21 protein-coding genes are annotated in these 16,431 nt (G+C 48.0%); 2 read left to right on the forward strand and 19 right to left on the reverse strand.

What is annotated here, in order from left to right; translation table 11 throughout:
* Window positions 1-12: 12 nt before the first annotated feature.
* The 13 genes from DL94_RS0102245 to DL94_RS0102300 form a co-directional block, all read right to left on the reverse strand.
* On the reverse strand, window positions 13-426 hold the full coding sequence (locus DL94_RS0102245) for a hypothetical protein (protein WP_028128752.1): 414 nt from the start codon (window positions 424-426) through the stop codon (window positions 13-15).
* A gap of 78 nt (window positions 427-504) precedes the next feature.
* A complete protein-coding gene (locus DL94_RS0102250) occupies window positions 505-1,143 on the reverse strand; it encodes an MBL fold metallo-hydrolase (protein ID WP_028128753.1) in 639 nt (212 codons plus the stop codon).
* 17 nt (window positions 1,144-1,160) lie between these two features.
* Window positions 1,161-1,760: a lysophospholipid acyltransferase family protein gene (locus DL94_RS0102255; RefSeq protein WP_028128754.1), complete on the reverse strand. Its 600-nt coding sequence runs from the start codon at window positions 1,758-1,760 to the stop codon at window positions 1,161-1,163.
* A 15-nt stretch (window positions 1,761-1,775) separates the two neighbouring features.
* Window positions 1,776-2,432, reverse strand: coding sequence for a (d)CMP kinase (gene cmk / locus DL94_RS0102260; RefSeq protein WP_028128755.1), 657 nt, complete (start codon window positions 2,430-2,432; stop codon window positions 1,776-1,778).
* A complete protein-coding gene (gene aroA, locus DL94_RS0102265) occupies window positions 2,432-3,730 on the reverse strand; it encodes a 3-phosphoshikimate 1-carboxyvinyltransferase (protein WP_028128756.1) in 1,299 nt (432 codons plus the stop codon). Before aroA ends, cmk begins: the two co-directional genes overlap by 1 nt.
* Before the next feature lie 23 nt (window positions 3,731-3,753).
* On the reverse strand, window positions 3,754-4,995 hold the full coding sequence (locus tag DL94_RS0102270; RefSeq protein ID WP_028128757.1) for a BaiN/RdsA family NAD(P)/FAD-dependent oxidoreductase: 1,242 nt from the start codon (window positions 4,993-4,995) through the stop codon (window positions 3,754-3,756).
* The gene (locus DL94_RS0102275) at window positions 4,992-5,723 is read right to left on the reverse strand and encodes a pseudouridine synthase (RefSeq protein WP_028128758.1); all 732 of its coding nucleotides are present in this window, start codon (window positions 5,721-5,723) and stop codon (window positions 4,992-4,994) included. Before DL94_RS0102275 ends, DL94_RS0102270 begins: the two co-directional genes overlap by 4 nt.
* Window positions 5,723-6,949, reverse strand: coding sequence for a D-alanyl-D-alanine carboxypeptidase family protein (locus tag DL94_RS0102280; protein WP_231464445.1), 1,227 nt, complete (start codon window positions 6,947-6,949; stop codon window positions 5,723-5,725). Before DL94_RS0102280 ends, DL94_RS0102275 begins: the two co-directional genes overlap by 1 nt.
* A 198-nt stretch (window positions 6,950-7,147) precedes the next feature.
* Window positions 7,148-7,399 carry a macro domain-containing protein gene (locus tag DL94_RS15785; RefSeq protein WP_081798732.1) on the reverse strand — a complete coding sequence of 84 codons (252 nt, stop codon included), beginning with the start codon at window positions 7,397-7,399 and terminating at the stop codon, window positions 7,148-7,150.
* Window positions 7,332-7,628, reverse strand: coding sequence for a DUF1653 domain-containing protein (locus DL94_RS15955; protein ID WP_156031632.1), 297 nt, complete (start codon window positions 7,626-7,628; stop codon window positions 7,332-7,334). Before DL94_RS15955 ends, DL94_RS15785 begins: the two co-directional genes overlap by 68 nt.
* A 316-nt stretch (window positions 7,629-7,944) precedes the next feature.
* A complete protein-coding gene (locus DL94_RS13930; protein WP_231464448.1) occupies window positions 7,945-8,325 on the reverse strand; it encodes a DUF188 domain-containing protein in 381 nt (126 codons plus the stop codon).
* Window positions 8,326-8,374: 49 nt separating this feature from the next.
* Window positions 8,375-9,034, reverse strand: a complete 660-nt coding sequence (locus tag DL94_RS0102295; protein WP_028128760.1) for a vWA domain-containing protein — start codon at window positions 9,032-9,034, stop codon at window positions 8,375-8,377.
* 78 nt (window positions 9,035-9,112) lie between these two features.
* Window positions 9,113-10,144: a macro domain-containing protein gene (locus DL94_RS0102300; protein ID WP_028128761.1), complete on the reverse strand. Its 1,032-nt coding sequence runs from the start codon at window positions 10,142-10,144 to the stop codon at window positions 9,113-9,115.
* A 461-nt stretch (window positions 10,145-10,605) separates the two neighbouring features.
* Between DL94_RS0102300 and DL94_RS0102305 the strand changes: the two genes are divergently transcribed.
* Complete coding sequence (locus DL94_RS0102305; RefSeq protein WP_028128762.1) at window positions 10,606-11,082, forward strand: QueT transporter family protein; 477 nt, start codon at window positions 10,606-10,608, stop codon at window positions 11,080-11,082.
* A gap of 64 nt (window positions 11,083-11,146) precedes the next feature.
* On the opposite strand, the gene DL94_RS0102310 is transcribed toward DL94_RS0102305, so the two are convergent.
* From DL94_RS0102310 to DL94_RS0102330, 5 genes are all read right to left on the reverse strand, one after another.
* A complete protein-coding gene (locus tag DL94_RS0102310; protein WP_028128763.1) occupies window positions 11,147-11,350 on the reverse strand; it encodes a hypothetical protein in 204 nt (67 codons plus the stop codon).
* A gap of 9 nt (window positions 11,351-11,359) precedes the next feature.
* A complete protein-coding gene (locus tag DL94_RS0102315; protein WP_028128764.1) occupies window positions 11,360-11,872 on the reverse strand; it encodes an AAA family ATPase in 513 nt (170 codons plus the stop codon).
* A 196-nt stretch (window positions 11,873-12,068) separates the two neighbouring features.
* Window positions 12,069-12,998, reverse strand: a complete 930-nt coding sequence (locus tag DL94_RS0102320; protein WP_028128765.1) for an ADP-ribosylglycohydrolase family protein — start codon at window positions 12,996-12,998, stop codon at window positions 12,069-12,071.
* 75 nt (window positions 12,999-13,073) lie between these two features.
* Window positions 13,074-13,205 (reverse strand): hypothetical protein, encoded by a 132-nt coding sequence (locus DL94_RS16505; RefSeq protein WP_255326872.1) that lies wholly within the window; start codon window positions 13,203-13,205, stop codon window positions 13,074-13,076.
* Between the two features lie 66 nt (window positions 13,206-13,271).
* Window positions 13,272-13,598, reverse strand: coding sequence for a 7(1) septoil knot domain-containing protein (locus DL94_RS0102330; protein WP_028128766.1), 327 nt, complete (start codon window positions 13,596-13,598; stop codon window positions 13,272-13,274).
* A 300-nt stretch (window positions 13,599-13,898) separates the two neighbouring features.
* On the opposite strand from DL94_RS0102330, the gene DL94_RS13935 reads away from it, so the two are divergent.
* Window positions 13,899-14,978, forward strand: a complete 1,080-nt coding sequence (locus DL94_RS13935) for a DHH family phosphoesterase (RefSeq protein WP_081798734.1) — start codon at window positions 13,899-13,901, stop codon at window positions 14,976-14,978.
* Window positions 14,979-15,118: 140 nt separating this feature from the next.
* Here the strand turns inward: DL94_RS13935 and DL94_RS0102345 are convergent, their stop codons facing one another.
* The gene (locus DL94_RS0102345) at window positions 15,119-16,357 is read right to left on the reverse strand and encodes an IS256 family transposase (RefSeq protein ID WP_028128767.1); all 1,239 of its coding nucleotides are present in this window, start codon (window positions 16,355-16,357) and stop codon (window positions 15,119-15,121) included.
* Window positions 16,358-16,431 lie beyond the last annotated feature (74 nt).

The following is a 16,431-nucleotide window of genomic DNA, read 5'->3' on the forward strand; positions in this document are numbered from 1 at the left end:
ACACCGGCTGATTTATTTGCCGATTTCAAACGGTGTCCCTTCCATATTGAGAATACTCACACTCTGTTCCACCACTGCCGAGCAAATCTCACGCAATCTGGTCTGGATACCAAAAAGCTGTTCATTAGTAGCTGCGTCCTCTATTTCCCGGATGTTATTTTCCGCAGTGTAGGCCAGGTGCAGCACCTTCCCCACCTTCTCCCGGCTGGCCGTCATTGCCACCAAGGGCTTGCTGGAGTTCTCACCGAGCTGCGCTGTAAGCGGCCGAAATAAATCCGCTGACAACACCGCTGCAAACTCCTGCACTTTTTTCCTGTTTATCTTTAACGATACCCGGCAAAATTTTTCCTGCTCCGTAAACCGCGGCTTGTTCCAGTCATTTATCGTTTTAAGAATACGTTTGGTATCCTTTTTGCCTATGGCCAAAATAATCCCTCCCCTTCACACAAACAGCAATCTGCTAAAAGTTCCGCTGACTTATATTGTCAACGGAACCAACAATTTTTATATTCGCCCGGCATACCAGGGCATTTTACGCTCATGCTCTACGCTGGTCCGGTCATCATGGCCGGGCAATAAAACAGTTTTTTCCGGCAAAGTCATAATGCGCCGGGCCACGCTGCTGAGCAGAGTTTCTTCATCGCCGCCCGGCATATCCGTACGGCCATAGCTTTCATAGAACACACTGTCCCCCACAAAAGCCACACCATCTTTTGCGCTGTAATAAGTACAGCCATCGCTGGTATGTCCCGGGACTGCCAGCAGCTGCAGCTTATGCTCAGGATTGTCTTTTAAGGTGATAACGGACTCATCCGGGAGGTAGGTTACATTTTCCAGCACAATCCCCTGCCCCGTCTGTATTGACAAATTCCAGGCAGGATTTTCCGCATAGGCCCTGCCATTTTCGTGCATGCACACTTCCGCTCCCCAAGCCTTTTGCAGTTCACTGACGGCACCAATATGGTCAAAATGCCCATGTGTCAGCAGGATTTTTTCAATAACAAACCCCTTTTCCGCGGCAATTTGTTCGAGCTTATCAGCCTGTGCGCCAGGGTCAATTAAAAAACCATGCTTAGTCGTATCGTCAATATAGAAATACGCATTGGTGGGAAGGTATTCGGTAACAACAGCCTGCAAAATCATCCGTATCACCTCATTTTTTATATCTGATATTCAGCCTTCAGCGCGGCAATTCTATCCATTACCTGCTGGGAAAATGCCGCCAGAGCCTCTTTGTCCTTATGGTCACCGGTGAACTGCAGCGGCTCACCATAGATAACCTTCAGTTTTGGAAAGTGACCGCCGTTGGCAAAAATTTTATCCGTACCGATAATGGCGGCCGGCACAATCGGTGCTCCGCTCATAGCAGCAATCAGGCCTACACCGGCCTCGGCCTTGCCCATTTTGCCGGTACGGCTGCGCGTTCCCTCGGGGAACAGCCCCAGGCAACGCCCTTCTTTGAGTACCTGCAGGGCAGCTTTGATAGCCCCACGGTCAGCGGCACCACGTTTTACCGGAAAGGCATGGCAGGCAGTAATCGCCCGGCCAAAGATGGGATTCTTAAAGAGTTCAATCTTGGCCATATAGCTGACCGGCCGGTGCAGAAAAGTTGCCACAAAAGGCGGGTCCCAGTTGCTCATGTGATTAGCGGCTAAGATTACCGCGCCGTCTTTGGGCATATTCTCCCGGCCATAAATTTCCGCCCGGAAGAACAGCTTAAAGAAAATACTGAAGATAAGCTGCAATAAACTGTATAACATCTTGCACCTCTTATCTTAACGGCACATAGCGAGAATGCGCTCAACGACTTCATCAATGGACAATCCCGTGGTATCGAGCAGGGTTGCGTCCTCTGCCTGTACCAGCGGAGAAATTTCCCGTTCACTGTCAGCTTTATCACGGGCAGCGATATCGGCCTTCATCTTTTCCATATCGATATCATAGCCTTTTTCCGTCAGTTCTTTGTGACGGCGGCGGGCCCGTTCTTCAATGGAGGCGGTGAGGAAAATCTTCACGTCGGCATTAGGCAGGACATTAGTGGCGATGTCACGGCCATCCATCAGCACACTGCCACGCTCGCCCATCTTGCGCTGCAGGTCAACCATCTTTGCCCGGACAGGTCCGAGGGCTGCTACCTGCGACACGATGGCGCTGACTTCCGGCGTGCGGATTTCGCCTGTCACATCAGTACCATCTACGGCTACCGTGGTCTTGCCGTCTTTATACTGCAGGTTAACATCAATATCCTTGACCACTGCCAGAATCAGTTCATCAGTTACCTCTTTGCCCTGCTGCAGGGTTTTCCAGGCCACAGCACGGTACATAGCCCCCGTGTCGATATAGGTATAGCCCAGCTTTTTGGCAGCTAATTGTGCCACTGTGCTTTTGCCTGCCCCTGCCGGGCCGTCTATTGCTACTACTAAGTTCTTCATTACTGTATTTCCTCCAATGTCTGATAAAATTCGGGATAAGAGATATTGACGCACTGGGGATTTTCAATCTCCACGCCTGCGCCCACGGTTCCCAGAATAGCCAGGGACATGGCAATGCGGTGGTCATCATAGGAAAAGGCCGCAGCCCGTTCAATTTTGGCACCGCCGTGGATAACAAGGCCGTCCTCCCGTTCTTCTACGGCTCCGGGAGCCAGCTTGTTAAATTCTTTGGCAATCGCCATCAGGCGGTCGGTTTCCTTGACTCTGAGTTCACCGGCCCCCGTAATCACTGTATCGCCCTGGGCACAAAGTGCAGCTACGGCGATAATGGGAATTTCGTCAATCAGGCGCGGCATAATCTCCGCCCCAAAGGATACGCCCTGCAGCTCACTGTATTCCACCAGCATATCCGCTGCGGCTTCCCCACCGCTCGTACGTTCGTTCTGCAGGGTGATTTTGGCGCCCATGTCTTTGAGCACGTCGATAATCCCCGTGCGCGTGGGGTTAATGCCTACATTTTTGAGCAGGAGCTTACTGCCCGGTACGATACTGCCGGCCACCAGCCAGTAAGCAGCCGAACTGATATCGCCGGGCACTTCGATTTCCGATGGTGCCGTAAATTTCTCAACCGGCTGAATGGTCACGGCCGTGCCTTCTCTTTTGAGCTGTACCCCAAACGCTGCCAGCATCTGTTCGGTATGGTCACGGGAAACAAAGGGCTCATTGACCGTCGTTTCCCCGTCCGCAAACATTCCAGCCAGCAGGATGGCAGATTTTACCTGCGCACTGGCTACAGGGCTGTCATAGTGCATTCCCTTAAGTTTCTTTTGTGCCGGGACAACTGTTATCGGCAGTTTGGCATTGTTTTCACGGCCATAAATCTGCGCTCCCATCAGCGATAAAGGCTTGATTACACGCCCCATCGGCCGCTTATGCAGGGAGGCATCACCGGTAAACGTTGACAAAAAGGGCTGAGCAGCCAATATGCCCATTAAAAGGCGCAAGGTGGTGCCGGAATTGCCGGCATCAAGAATGGTTGCCGGTTCTTTAAGACCATGCAGGCCGTTGCCTGTGACAATCAGCTCTGTATCGCTGATAAATTCCACCTTGGCTCCCAGCATTTCCATACAGGCTGCCGTGGACATGCAGTCCTGGGCATGCAGGAAGTTCTTTATCCGCACCGGTGTGTCACCCAACGCGGAAAACATCACGCTGCGGTGAGAAATTGACTTGTCACCGGGTATTACAATTTCGCCTTGCAGTCCCTGACGGGCTTTTTCTATCTGGATTTTTTCCATTCTGCCAACCCCTTTATATAAACCTAATCGTTCCACACACTCCAGTTGCCGGCAGCCGCTCCCATGGAGAAAGCAGCCTGCAGGTTATAGCCGCCCGTATAAGCGTCTACGTCCACCACTTCCCCGGCAAAATACAAGCCTTTAACCAGCTTAGACTCCATGGTCTTGGGATTTATCTCCTTGACGGAAATGCCTCCGGCCGTCACAATGGCCTCGGCTATCGGTCTTGCCTTGGTGATAGTCAAGGGCAAATGCTGTAAGGTCTGTCCCAGCCGATGACGCTCTTCCACGGTCACCTGATGAACAGGCTTATCCATTTCCAGGAACGCTGCATCGAGCACCGGTTCAATGAGCTTATGAGGCAGTAAATCAACCATGGCATTACCCAGCTGTTTGCGCTGATACTTGGCAAAATCTCTTTGCAGGCGGACATCGAGCACATCTTCGGCCAGCGCCGGTTTCAGATTCAGTTCCAATTCCACAAAGGATTCATTCTGCAAAGCCTCAGTCGCCGCCCGGCTCAAGGACAGGATAATGGGGCCTGTCACCCCAAAATGGGTAAACATCATTTCCCCGAACATATCCGTCTTTTTCTCACCATCGACGAGCAGTGTGGCCTTGACATTGCGCAGGGAAAGGCCCTGTACAGATTTCACCCATTCTTCTTCCGTTTCCAGGGGAATCAAGGAAGGACGGATATCTACCAAGGTATGGCCAAGTTTCTGCGCCATCTTGTAGCCGTCCCCTGTTGAGCCTGTACCGGGATATGAGGCACCGCCGGTACAGAGAATAACCGCATCCGCTTTCAGACTGGCACCGCTTTGTAGTTTGACCGCCCTTACCAGATTATCCTGTGCCAGAATTTCCGCCACCGGGCTGTCTGTTTCAATCTTTACGCCGAGTTCATGGAGCCGGTGTACCATGGCATCCACAACGTCCTGAGCCTTGTCGCTGACAGGGAAAACACGCTGTCCCCGTTCCACCTTGGTTGGCACTCCCTGCGACTCGAAGAAATAGATTACATCTTCATTATCATAAGCGCGCATGGAGCTGTTGAGAAACTTGCCATTGCCATGAATATTCTTGATGATTTCCGGCACCGTGGCGGCATTCGTGATATTACAGCGCCCTTTGCCGGTTATCAGCATTTTTTTGCCCGGACGTTTCATTTTTTCCAGTATGGTTACATCAGCACCATTTTCCGCAGCTTTGATGGCGGCCATCATGCCTGCCGGTCCGGCACCGATTACAATGATTTTTTTCATACACGTTCTATTCCTGCTATTTTATAGAGTTCGTTTATTTCATCAGCGGTCAGCGGACGGTACGCGCCCCGTTTAACCCCTGCCAGCGTAAGGCCGGCAAATTGTACACGTTTCAGGGCTTTTACATCTGTGCCAATTGCCGCAAACATGCGGCGCACCTGACGGTTGCGTCCCTCGTGAATAGTTATTTCTACTTTGGCTGTGTCTGCTGCCACCGTGAGCAGCTTGACCACTGCGGGTGCTGTCAGGCCATCTTCCAGCCTTATACCCTTGCGCAGTTTATCCAGGGCATTTTCCGTAGGCACCGGGCTGACTCTGGCCACATAAGTCTTATCGACCTTGTAGCGCGGGTGCAGCAGGCCATTCATCAACTGGCCATCATTGGAAATAAGCAGCAGCCCTTCCGTATTATTATCAAGCCGCCCCAACGGATAGACACGCTCTTTAACTTCCGGCAGTAAATCCAAAACCGTACGCCGCCCACGTTCGTCCTTAGCTGTTGAAAGATAACCTTTCGGCTTGTTCAGCAGAAAATAAACGTTTTCCTCTGCCAAGGTCAGCGGCTTGCCATCCACACAAATTCGCTGGCTGCTGCTATCGAATTTGCCGCCCAGTTCCGTTATGGTCTGACCGTCAACCGTAACCCTGCCAGCCAGTATCATGCTTTCGGCCGCCCGCCGGGACGCAAGCCCGGCTTGGGCGATGATTTTTTGCAAGCGTTCAGCCATCAAAAAATTCCTTTCCACAGATTACGCCACCAGCTGAAGATGCTGTCCCAAAAAGAATAGTATTCCACATCTTGGGCTGCCAAAAGGTAAACTGCTCCCTGGCGCTTGCCATTGTAATAGCAGACCACCTTGCCCACTACATCACCTTTTTTGATGGGAGCCGCAATTTCCTTAGGAAGTTCCAATTTTTTCTCCAGCTTGCCGGTTTCACCCTGTTTTTCCACAGCCACTAAGGATTCTGCAGCCACCAGTTCCAGTTCATCTTCATTCCCGTCACTGACCTTTACCTTGGTAACAACGTCACCTTTTTTTACCAGACTCTTAGGCGTAGCGTTTTTGAACCCGTAATCCAGCAGGGCAATGGAATCATTCCACATGTAGACACTATCCAGCACGACGGCAACAAGCTGCATGCCATCGCGGCGCGCCGCTGATACCAGGCAGCGCCCGGCGGCATCAGTATAACCTGTTTTTACGCCATTGCTGCCCCGATAAAGCCAGAGCATCTGATTTTCATTACGGAGTTTCTTGGCCGGGTCTTTTACCCAGTCATAGATTACTTCCTGCTGACTGACAATTTTTTCAAAATTCGGCAGGCTGTAGCCATATGCCGCAATTTTGGCCAGGTCATGCGCCGTGGTGTAATGCTGTTCATGCGGCAGGCCATTGGGATTGACAAAATGCGTATCATTGGCACCTATGGCCGCCGCTTTTTCATTCATCATTTCCACAAAGGCCGCTTCACTGCCAGCGATATGCTCCGCCACCGCAATGGTCGCGTCATTGCCGGAATGCATCATCATACCGGTCAAAAGCTCACCCAGGGGAATTTTATCGCCCTTTACGAGCCACAATGTGGAACCTTCCATACCTTCGGCATTTTTGCTCACCGTTACCACATCATCAAGATTGCCTTTCTCCAAAGCGACAATCAAGGTCATCATTTTCGTGGTACTGGCCGGATACCGCCGGGTATCACTATCCCGTTCATACAGCAGCTGACCGGTCACCGTATCCATAACCACAGCAGAACGCGCTGTCAATTTCTGCAGGGGGTCACTGGGACTTATAACCAGTCCCGGTATATTGGGTAATTCCGGCTGGACATACACCTTGTCCTGCACCTGGGCAGATACCGGCATAGCCTGCGGCACATTTATCATCATAAAACCGGCAGCGCCTAACATCAGCGCCGCCAAACCTTTACCAGTGATGGCTCGTTTCAAACAAAAACACTCCAATAATAGTTGAATAAATTTGATACAAACACACTTTTCCCTTTTGAAACACCTAAAAGCGGCAAAAATAGTGTATTCGTGTGCGAGTACCGAGGAGCCTTGCTACGACTATGTTCCGAGCACTTTGTGATACGCCTCTGGGCAATACTGCCGAGCGTACCTTATCCAGTTACAACCTCTACGAACTCACATAATAAACATTCTACCATAAAATAAGAAAGGAATACAAGAAAATTGGCACGGGACTTTGCCCGTGCCGACGCTTATCTTCAGCGAATGCCTGTAGCATCTGGACAGGAGTTCGGACTCACCATCACTGCCCCCATGCCATACTGGTCCTACTGTATGAATTACATAGTCACATGGCAATCTATATGCCTTGGTGATTTTTCTCAAACCGATACTTCTGCCCTGCCTGCGGGTATTTCTCGTGGTCAACCTCGCTCATGAACATATCCAGCGGCCGACAGTATATAGCATAACTGCCATAAAGTGCCTGATACACGCAGTAAATCTCCTGCGACTCTGTGTGCATGACAGGACACGCCACGACTTTATACTCTTTTCCCTTGAAGTGATGCCACACTTCTCCACTTTGCGGTATTGCCCTGCAATACTTGGCACAGAGCAATCGCCGCTGCTCCTGAATTTCTTTTGTTTCTTCCATCAACGCTTCCTCCCCAGGCGCACACAGTGGGATGACATTTATGACTGGCTCTTCATAGGGATGGACAGTTCTTATAGCCCGTAAGGTGCTAGTCAGCTTATCGCTGCTGACATTGACCTCAACCTTGAGTTCCTCTGCCTCACTCACTGTGCCTTCAGTTCCATTATACGGACTGGCTCCCCGAAGCGGTCTCCATGTACCCTTGACACGAGAGTAAGACAAGCAACTATCGTAATTGCCAATATGCCCGGCACCAACTAATTGCAACGCACTTTGCAACATAGAAAAATGTGATTCTGGTATGTATATTTCCAGTTTAAGCCAATCCATCGCTATTCCTCGCTATCTCCAACATACGAGCCAGCCCACTTGCAAACTTCTCATTATCTGCCCCGGTGCGTTTGGCCGGGCCTTTCAGATGCACCTTCTTTTTTGACCGTCTGGCTTTTTTCGCCATATGACGCTCCATCAGCAGGCGGTCGATGTTTTCAGCAGTATACTGCCAGCCGTTCTGATGTATGGCATAAGCTCTCTTTCCCAAAGCCATCGCCGCCACGCCGTAGTCCTGAGTTACTACGACGCCATACCTCTCCAGCGTCTTCAGTCTGTGCACCTGCTCGGCAAAGAGGCACAGCTGATCCTGCACGATATAACCATTATACACCACCGAAAAGTCGTTCTCCACCAAATATAGCACAAAAAGGCTGCCCAGCATATTGCCAGACAGCCAACCATATCCCTAAATTTTAAATTCCTCTGCCACCACGCCGCTTTACATCTTCATCAATCCTACGTTTCCAGCAAGGCATCAGTGGCTCCGAACAGTTGCGCACATGATGAATAGCCGCACCCAGGACTTCATAATTAAGTGCTGTCCCCTCCTCATCGCACTGATAGGTGACAGCCCGGTCAGCATGGATGCCAATATGTCCTGCGGCCTCTATTGCATCCATATTTGCTCCCAGAAACAGAAACTCCCAGCCGTACCTCTCCTTCTGACGCTCCACCATTTTCTTGACCTTACTGTGAGTATACCTGCGACTGGCATTCTCCATGCCATCTGTGGTGATGATGAATAGTGTTTTCTCCGGTCGGTCCTCATCACGAGCATACTTGTGGATATTACCGATATGATGGATAGCACCACCTACGGCATCAAGGAGAGCTGTACAGCCACGGACGAAGTAAGTATCCTCAGTCATCTTCTCCACCTTGTCCATCGGCACCCTGTCATGGATTACCTCACAGGTGTCATCAAACAATACTGTGGAGACAATAACTTCTCCCGGCTCCTTACTCTGCTTCTTGATGAGCGAGTTGAAACCACCTATGGTATCAGACTCCAAGCCGCTCATAGAGCCACTCCTGTCCAAAATAAATACGATTTCTGTTAAACCTTTCTTCATTGAAAACGCCCCCTTATCTTTGATAGCTTTATTCTACCGAAGATAAGGAGACGTTAGGTCGCCTGCCATGCGACAATTTCAGCAACCCAAAAGTGGCTGCTGGAAGGCAAACAGAGTTTCATTTATGGTAAAGATGTCGTACTCCTTCCGCTGAATGAAATATTCTATAATTATATCTGCCTTACTGCTACGAGATAGAGCATAGCCTGCCCGTCCGATAAAATCCTTGGTTTCATCCAAATTCAGTTCCAAAGCCACCGCAAAGGCCAAAGCTGTTGCCTTGCTTGGCTTGTAAGCAGGATTGTTGCGGATTTTCGAGAATAGCTTGCGATCAACATTTGCCCGCTTATATACTTCTGGGTCTGTCTTGCCTTTGGCATCGATAAGCCGCAGAAGTGCCTCTGAGAAGGTATCATCCACTTCAGCCAACAAATCCTCTAGGGAGCGTTTTTTCTGCGGCTTTAGAAATTTTGGAATGTCTGATACTTCACCAGCACAAGTTTCATCACCTAAACAAGTTGGTACTTCCGTGAATCTGTGCCTATCACGGTAATCATCCCGATATTCCTCTTCCAGCAGTTCCTCGACATATCTCGTATCCAAATAGCTTTGTACATCCTCAAACAGGCTGCTGGAAATTTTGAACGCCTTATGGTCAAACACCACAAGGTAGACATCTATCTCATGGTCGAGTAAGAAGTCACGTATAGCCTGGGTTGCCACAGCTATAGCTATCTCCGCCGGGCATCCAAATATCCCTGCCGAGATAAGTGGGAAAGCTATCGAGGCGCATTCGTTGTCAGCTGCCAGCTGTAGGGAATTTGCATAGCAACTGGCCAGCAACTCACGCTCGCCATGCTTGCCATCCTGCCAAACTGGGCCTACCGTGTGGATAACAAACTTAGCGTGAAGTCCATAGGCCGGTGTAATCACCGCCATGCCTGTATTTATAGCACCGATTTTCTTCCGTGCTGCCAGCAGCTCTGCGCCTGCCGCCTTGTGTATTGCCCGGTCAACGCCTCCACCTACTATAGGTTTTGGGTTCGCCGTATTGACGATGGCATCGACTTGCATTTTCGTTATATCGTTGCGTACAATTTCTAATGGCATTTAATCCCCTCTCCCCATTACCGAATCATTCCAGATATGCTTTGAACGGCCATACAGTGCGCAAATCAGTTATTTCTTCAAGTCTGCTTAATTTCACCATTACTTTCCCTTCTTTACTAGTCTTGAAACAAAGTCGCGTGCTTTATTTTAACGGCTCCATTTAGCTATTACGCTTGCTTTTTTATCGTATGTGCTAATTCGCCGTAAAAATAGCGTATTCCTTCATTTGTATCTCGAAAATGACGGTGGCACAAATGTGACTAAATATAAGGTGTATTTCTTTATAGGTGTTAGGAAACAATTGGCACGTGACTAGCCCGTGCCCTCTACCCTTATATGAATTTCCGTCCGCTTGTTGAGGCTGGTGCCGGAAATGAAACTGTCAGCATACACATCTTTACATGACAGATTGTTCCTAGCGTTGTAAAATATACTTATTCTAATCTTTGGGAGGTATCACTTTGACTGCATCGAAAAAAGCTGCAATCGGTGGTCTTATTGCAGCTTTGTATATTATTTTGACCTATCTAGCTGAGATTATGGGTATGGCTTCTGGGGCCATTCAAGTGCGATTTTCTGAAGCATTGACTCTTTTGCCCTGCTTAACGCCTGCGGCAATTCCCGGTCTTACCGTTGGCTGTCTGCTGGCTAATCTGCTGACTGGCTGTGCGCCTTGGGACGTAGTGTTTGGTTCATTTGCCACCCTGCTCGGAGCCTTTGGCACATATGCCCTAAGGCATAAGCCATGGCTTTCATGGCTTGCTCCCGTTATCAGCAATACAATAATTGTCCCACCCATAATCATTTTTGTGTATGGCATTGAGGACTTTTGGCCTTTAATCGCATTTCAGATATTTATAGGCGAGACAATAAGCTGTGGTATTCTAGGCTCCATTGTTTTGCGTTTGGCAAAGAAACATAACATCCTCAATCACTAATTCGTGTTTATCTGATAACACAGTTGATTGACCTGTTTCATGTACTGCAGGCTAGAATTTATACCTAGATTTCAAACATTACCGTTTCACGAAATATAATAAAGGAGTCACAACGTGCCCCGGCACCAATTACACGCACCTCACTATAAGCCGAAGTCAAAATATGATTGGTGTCGCAGAGAAGTGTTACAGGCAATTCATATTTTTGGGCCACCTGCTCTGTTATTATTACTACTGGGCAAGCATCTGCATCAACATATATCCGCATATGACGGCCTCACTTCATCTTCAAATCCAGCAATACCTTATCTGTTTCCCACGGCGATATGACCGTATAGTCGATACCTGCCCCTTCTAGAACAGCTTTGATTTCTTTGTCCTTTACCTTGGCCCGTTCCAGATTTGTTTCCTTGCGGCCATCAATACTGATGAACTCATCATTGCGCTGCAACAGGTATTCCACATTATCAAACTTGGCATGCTCATGCATAACCAGCTGGTCAAACAGTTCATCCGGCGTGTTGTTGTAAATGATGTTAAGCGGCAGGGGCGAATCGCAGACTGCATACTCCACGCCATACCGCTCCAACGTCTTCAGCCGATGTACCTGCTCAGCAAATAGATACAGCTGATCCTGCACGATGTCCGTAGCATTCTGATACCAAAGCCACTTAGCGTACTCGCCCACCAGCTCCGTCTTATGTCCCTTACGTTTCAGTTTCGAAAAAATGTCTGCGGCGATAGTGCTTTTGCCAATGCCTGCACCGCCGTAAAAGTTCAGTACCTTCAACTTAAAACTCCTGTTCGTTCTTAGAATTTTACAATACTCATTATACACCACAGAAGGGCTGTTCTCTACCAAATATAGAACCAAAAGGCCGCCCAGCATATTGCCAGGCAGCCAACCACATACCTAAATATTCAATCTCCATGCCATCTGTATATAAGGGGACATTTGGCCGCCTGTCATGCGACATTTCGAGATGTCATGCTTGATGGTTGCTGCGAAGATATTCGTTCATATTGGTAACCATTGTGTGGATTGCCCTACGACCGCCATTCTTTGCCTTAATGTACTGCCTCCACCGACGCAGCACATCCTTCAAGGGTTCATCCAAATAGGAATATGTCTTATCCTTTATCCAGTCAGGAATACCGTAGGCAGCTTCAGCAATGCTGCCGGTGATAGCCGCCAGCGTATCACTGTCACCGCCAAGGGATATGGCATTGCGTATAGCATCCTCGAAGTCCGTGCTTTCCAAAAAAGCTATTATCGCCTGTGGTACAGTCTCCTGGCAAGTTTCGTTGAACTTATATGTTGGACGTATCTCATTCAGCGTACGGGATAAGTCGTAGCCGTATTCGTTCTCAATATGTTCTTTAATGAGTCGTTTACATTCTGCCGGATTATCATGGATTGGTTTCTCATAATCTCCGTGATAACCACCAAAATAATATCGGCACATAAAGATTGCATCCGCAGTCGCCATTGCCCCTTTGATGCCCTCCGGATGGTTATGTGTAACCTCTGCAGACAGACTTGCTCCAGCCCTGCCATTTGACGGCCACATTCCCGTTCTGGCACAGAAACCGCAATCCATCACCCAGGCACAGGGTGAAACACGCATTGCCGAACCATTGCCAAAGCTGTTATAAGGCTCACGATTATCCGAAAACAGCCATGCCCCAAATCTGCCGCCATAGCCAGCATCCGGGTACATCCGACCATACTTCTTCATGGCATCAATAAAATCATCCTTTTCGCCACCATTCATAACGGCTTCAGCTACGGCACAGGTCATAACCGTATCATCCGTGAAGAAGCAGTCATCCCGGAACAGTGGAAAATCCTTTGTCTTGATATTGTTCCACTCGTAAACAGAACCTACAATGTCACCAACAATTGCTCCCAGCATAGCATTCACTCCTTTCTTTTGTAATTCTATTCTAGCAAAAGACTATGCTGGTCAGGTCGCTTGCCATGCGACAAATCAGCAACCGAGAAGTGGCTGCTCGAAAGCAAAAAGTGTTTCATTGATGGTAATGATGTCGAACTCTCCATGCTGAATGAAATACTCCACCTGCATTTTGGTTATATCGTTACGTACGATTTCTAAAGGCATTAACTCACCTCCATGCTGACTGCTGTACTCAATGCCTTGCCAATAGGCTCGCGAATAAGATCGTAATCATTTCACTCCTGGAAAAGAATTAACGTACTTGATTTTGATATCCGGGAAATTTTCGACAAACTGTACGGTAAAGTCTTCCCCGCTTTCCACGAATTTCCACTCGCCGATATCATCCGGGAAATATTCAACAACCTTAACCTTCAGGTCAGGGAAAGAATCCACCACCTTTACTTTGATATCTGCAAAGTGCTCCACCACTTTCACCCTGCCGCATAGTTTGATGCCTTTATAGCAGCCATCCTTGTTGATGACAGATGCCGCCATAGCTGGAACTGTCATGGCAACCAGTAGAACAATCGTGAATATTGTTATCATTTTTTTCATATCCAGTCACCCCCATCAATATCAAATTTCGCTAATGCAACCATAAATCCTGCTTTCATAGCCATTTTGCCCCCCTCTGCAAACGGCATCCTCCCTCTGTCCCTCTCGGCGGCGCAAAGTCACAAATCATAGCCCAGCCCTTTCATCTCTTTAATTATCCATAACGCAAAAACACCTCGCCCCCCCTATTTCATAAAGGGGGCGAGGTGTTTATATTTTTCTTATCTACCTTTATTGCAGGACATTTTATTACCAAGCTAGAATTTATCCAAAACGCCTATATACAAAAGGAGAATACCTATGCGAAATAAAAATAATTCCGTTATATTGGGGTGCGCTTTGTTCCTTATTGGATTACTTATTTGCCATACCACTGTTGAAGGAGCAGTTCACCAGCGAGACATCAACTATCCAGCGTATATGCAAGGCATTGATTATGGCACTGGCGTGACCTACATAGTAGGTCACAATCCACCTGACTCAGATACCGTATGTACAGCCATTGCATATGCAAATCTGAAACGAGAATTGGGCATAAATGCAGAGGCTCGGATTGCCGCACCGCCCAATGCTGAAACGACCTACGCCCTAAGATATTTTGGCGTCAAAGAACCTTTGGTGCTTGAAAATGCTTCTGGCCAAAACATTATTCTTGTAGACCATAACAGCTTTGCCCAAGCAGTAAAAGGCATGGAAAGTGCCAATATATTGGAGGTGCTTGACCATCATAATATGATTGGCGATGTAAAGACCTCAGCTCCCATTTACTACCGCAATATGCCGGTAGGCTGTACTGCCACCATCGTTTGGTTGGAATATATTGAGGCCAATGTCCCTATCAAAAGAGATATGGCCGGTATGATGCTTTCGGCAATATTATCCGATACTGATAACCTGCAAAGCAGTACAACAACAGATCTGGACAGGCAGGCGGTATACAGCCTTGAGAAAAAAGCAGGTATAAAAGATAGGTCAGCCTATTTCCTTGCTATGGAAGAAGAATTCGCTGCCTATAAGGATATGTCGGATAAAGATATTTTCTATTCCGATTACAAGGAGTTTAAGATTGATGGTATTTCTTATGGGTGTGCCACAATTGTTGCATTGACACCGGAAAAAAGGCACGCTTTGGAAAAAAGACTCGGCGATTGGATATCGAAGAATTACTCTACGCAGAAAATGAATATGCTGTTCTTAAAAATCCATGACCTTGAAACATACGCAGCAACTATTTCCTGCTATGGTGACGGTGCTCTGAAATGCGCTACAGAAGTCTTCGGCAATGCCGAAGAAAACAAGATTGTCCTCGAGAGAAACCTTTCACGGAAAAAGGTAGTTCGTCTCCTGCAGCCGCAAATAAAAAAATGGGCAAATAAATAACTCAATGCGAGGCTGTCCCAAATTCTGTGTAAACTCCCTGTAGCAATGTAAAACAGGTATAGTATTTTTTTTCTTTCTATATCGAAGTATAGAAATCCTTTGTCTGCACACCAAGAGATTCTTGGTAGTGCAGGCATTTTTTATTCCGGAATTCTCCCGTCGAAATAAATGGCAAGCTGGGCATGGATAAGGCTCCAGTCTTGGCGGCGTCCTGTCCATTTCCTTGTAATATCCATCATGGCCAGATAAAGCATCTTCAGCAAGCTGTCATCTGTCGGGAATACAGATTTGGCTTTTGTCACTTTCCGTAGTTGGCGGTTAAAGCCTTCAATAGTATTAGTGGTGTAAATCAACTTTCTTAGCTCTTTGGGAAATTTAAAGTAGGTGCTCAAATTAGCCCAGTTATCCTGCCAGGATTGGGAAATCTTGGGATATTTCTTATCCCAACGCTCCGAAAATCGCTCCAATGCAGCCAGGGCAGATGGCTCATCTACCGCTGCGTAAACCTCTTTCAAATCAGCCATAAGTGCCTTGAGGTCTTTGTAGCTGACATATTTGCTGGAATTTCGCAATTGGTGGATAATGCAGTTTTGTATATCTGTCTGTGGGAAAACCGCCTCTATGGCTGCTGAGAAGCCCGTCAGGTTGTCCGTGCAGGCAATGAGGATGTCTTCTACACCACGGTTCCTGAGACTGTTCAGGATGTTGGCCCAGAATTTGGCACTTTCGTTCTCGCCTACCCACATCCCCAGTACATCTTTGTGTCCGTCCATGTCAATGCCAATGGCGATATATACGGCTTTCTTGACAATTTGCCCCTCACTGCGAACATGGTAATGAATGGCATCCATAAACACTACGGCATAAAGGCTTTCCAGTGGACGTTGCTGCCACTCTCTGGCAATCGGCAGTATTTTGTCTGTGATGCGGCTAATGGTGGTGTCTGACACCTCGATACCATATATGTCTCGAACGTGGGATTCAATATCACTGGTAGTCATGCCTTTGGCATACATGGAGAAGATCTTCTCCTCAATATCCTGACTTATGCTGGTCTGGTTCTTTTTGATGAGTTGCGGGTCGAACTCTCCCTTGCGGTCTCTAGGGACAGAGACTTCAACTTCACCAAAGCTGGTGCGAAGGTTCTTTTTGCTATGCCCATTGCGGCTATTGTCGGTATCTTTGTTCTTATAGTCGTACTTACCATAGCCCAGAGATTCATCCATCTCGGTTTCAAGGCCGTTTTCCATAAATTCGGCAATGGTTTCCCTGAACAAGTTCTGGATGTCCTCCATACTGCCAATGTTGCTTGCCTGCAACAACTCCCGAATCTTTGCTCTGCGAGCTTGTTCTTCTGGACTGCGTGTTTTTCTGCTCATGATAAAACCTCCCCAAATGATGCTCCTATTTTACATCACTGGGGAGGTTTACACAAAATCCGGGATAGACTCCT

Origin of the sequence: Selenomonas sp. AE3005 (genome assembly GCF_000686945.1) — a bacterium.
Lineage (GTDB): Bacteria > Bacillota > Negativicutes > Selenomonadales > Selenomonadaceae > Selenomonas_A.

Excerpts from the sequence above, each read along its gene's own strand:
- DL94_RS16505 (WP_255326872.1), bottom strand. The coding sequence starts at position 13,205 with ATGCCTTTAGAAATCGTACGTAACGATATAACCAAAATGCAGGTGGAG.
- DL94_RS0102330 (WP_028128766.1), bottom strand. The coding sequence starts at position 13,598 with ATGAAAAAAATGATAACAATATTCACGATTGTTCTACTGGTTGCCATG.
- DL94_RS0102320 (WP_028128765.1), bottom strand. The coding sequence starts at position 12,998 with ATGCTGGGAGCAATTGTTGGTGACATTGTAGGTTCTGTTTACGAGTGG.
- DL94_RS0102345 (WP_028128767.1), bottom strand. The coding sequence starts at position 16,357 with ATGAGCAGAAAAACACGCAGTCCAGAAGAACAAGCTCGCAGAGCAAAG.
- DL94_RS0102250 (WP_028128753.1), bottom strand. The coding sequence starts at position 1,143 with ATGATTTTGCAGGCTGTTGTTACCGAATACCTTCCCACCAATGCGTAT.
- DL94_RS13935 (WP_081798734.1), top strand. The coding sequence starts at position 13,899 with ATGCGAAATAAAAATAATTCCGTTATATTGGGGTGCGCTTTGTTCCTT.
- DL94_RS0102300 (WP_028128761.1), bottom strand. The coding sequence starts at position 10,144 with ATGCCATTAGAAATTGTACGCAACGATATAACGAAAATGCAAGTCGAT.
- DL94_RS0102270 (WP_028128757.1), bottom strand. The coding sequence starts at position 4,995 with ATGAAAAAAATCATTGTAATCGGTGCCGGACCGGCAGGCATGATGGCC.
- aroA (WP_028128756.1), bottom strand. The coding sequence starts at position 3,730 with ATGGAAAAAATCCAGATAGAAAAAGCCCGTCAGGGACTGCAAGGCGAA.
- DL94_RS0102295 (WP_028128760.1), bottom strand. The coding sequence starts at position 9,034 with ATGAAGAAAGGTTTAACAGAAATCGTATTTATTTTGGACAGGAGTGGC.
- DL94_RS0102275 (WP_028128758.1), bottom strand. The coding sequence starts at position 5,723 with ATGGCTGAACGCTTGCAAAAAATCATCGCCCAAGCCGGGCTTGCGTCC.
- cmk (WP_028128755.1), bottom strand. The coding sequence starts at position 2,432 with ATGAAGAACTTAGTAGTAGCAATAGACGGCCCGGCAGGGGCAGGCAAA.
- DL94_RS15955 (WP_156031632.1), bottom strand. The coding sequence starts at position 7,628 with ATGGAAGAAACAAAAGAAATTCAGGAGCAGCGGCGATTGCTCTGTGCC.
- DL94_RS0102255 (WP_028128754.1), bottom strand. The coding sequence starts at position 1,760 with ATGTTATACAGTTTATTGCAGCTTATCTTCAGTATTTTCTTTAAGCTG.
- DL94_RS0102310 (WP_028128763.1), bottom strand. The coding sequence starts at position 11,350 with ATGCGGATATATGTTGATGCAGATGCTTGCCCAGTAGTAATAATAACA.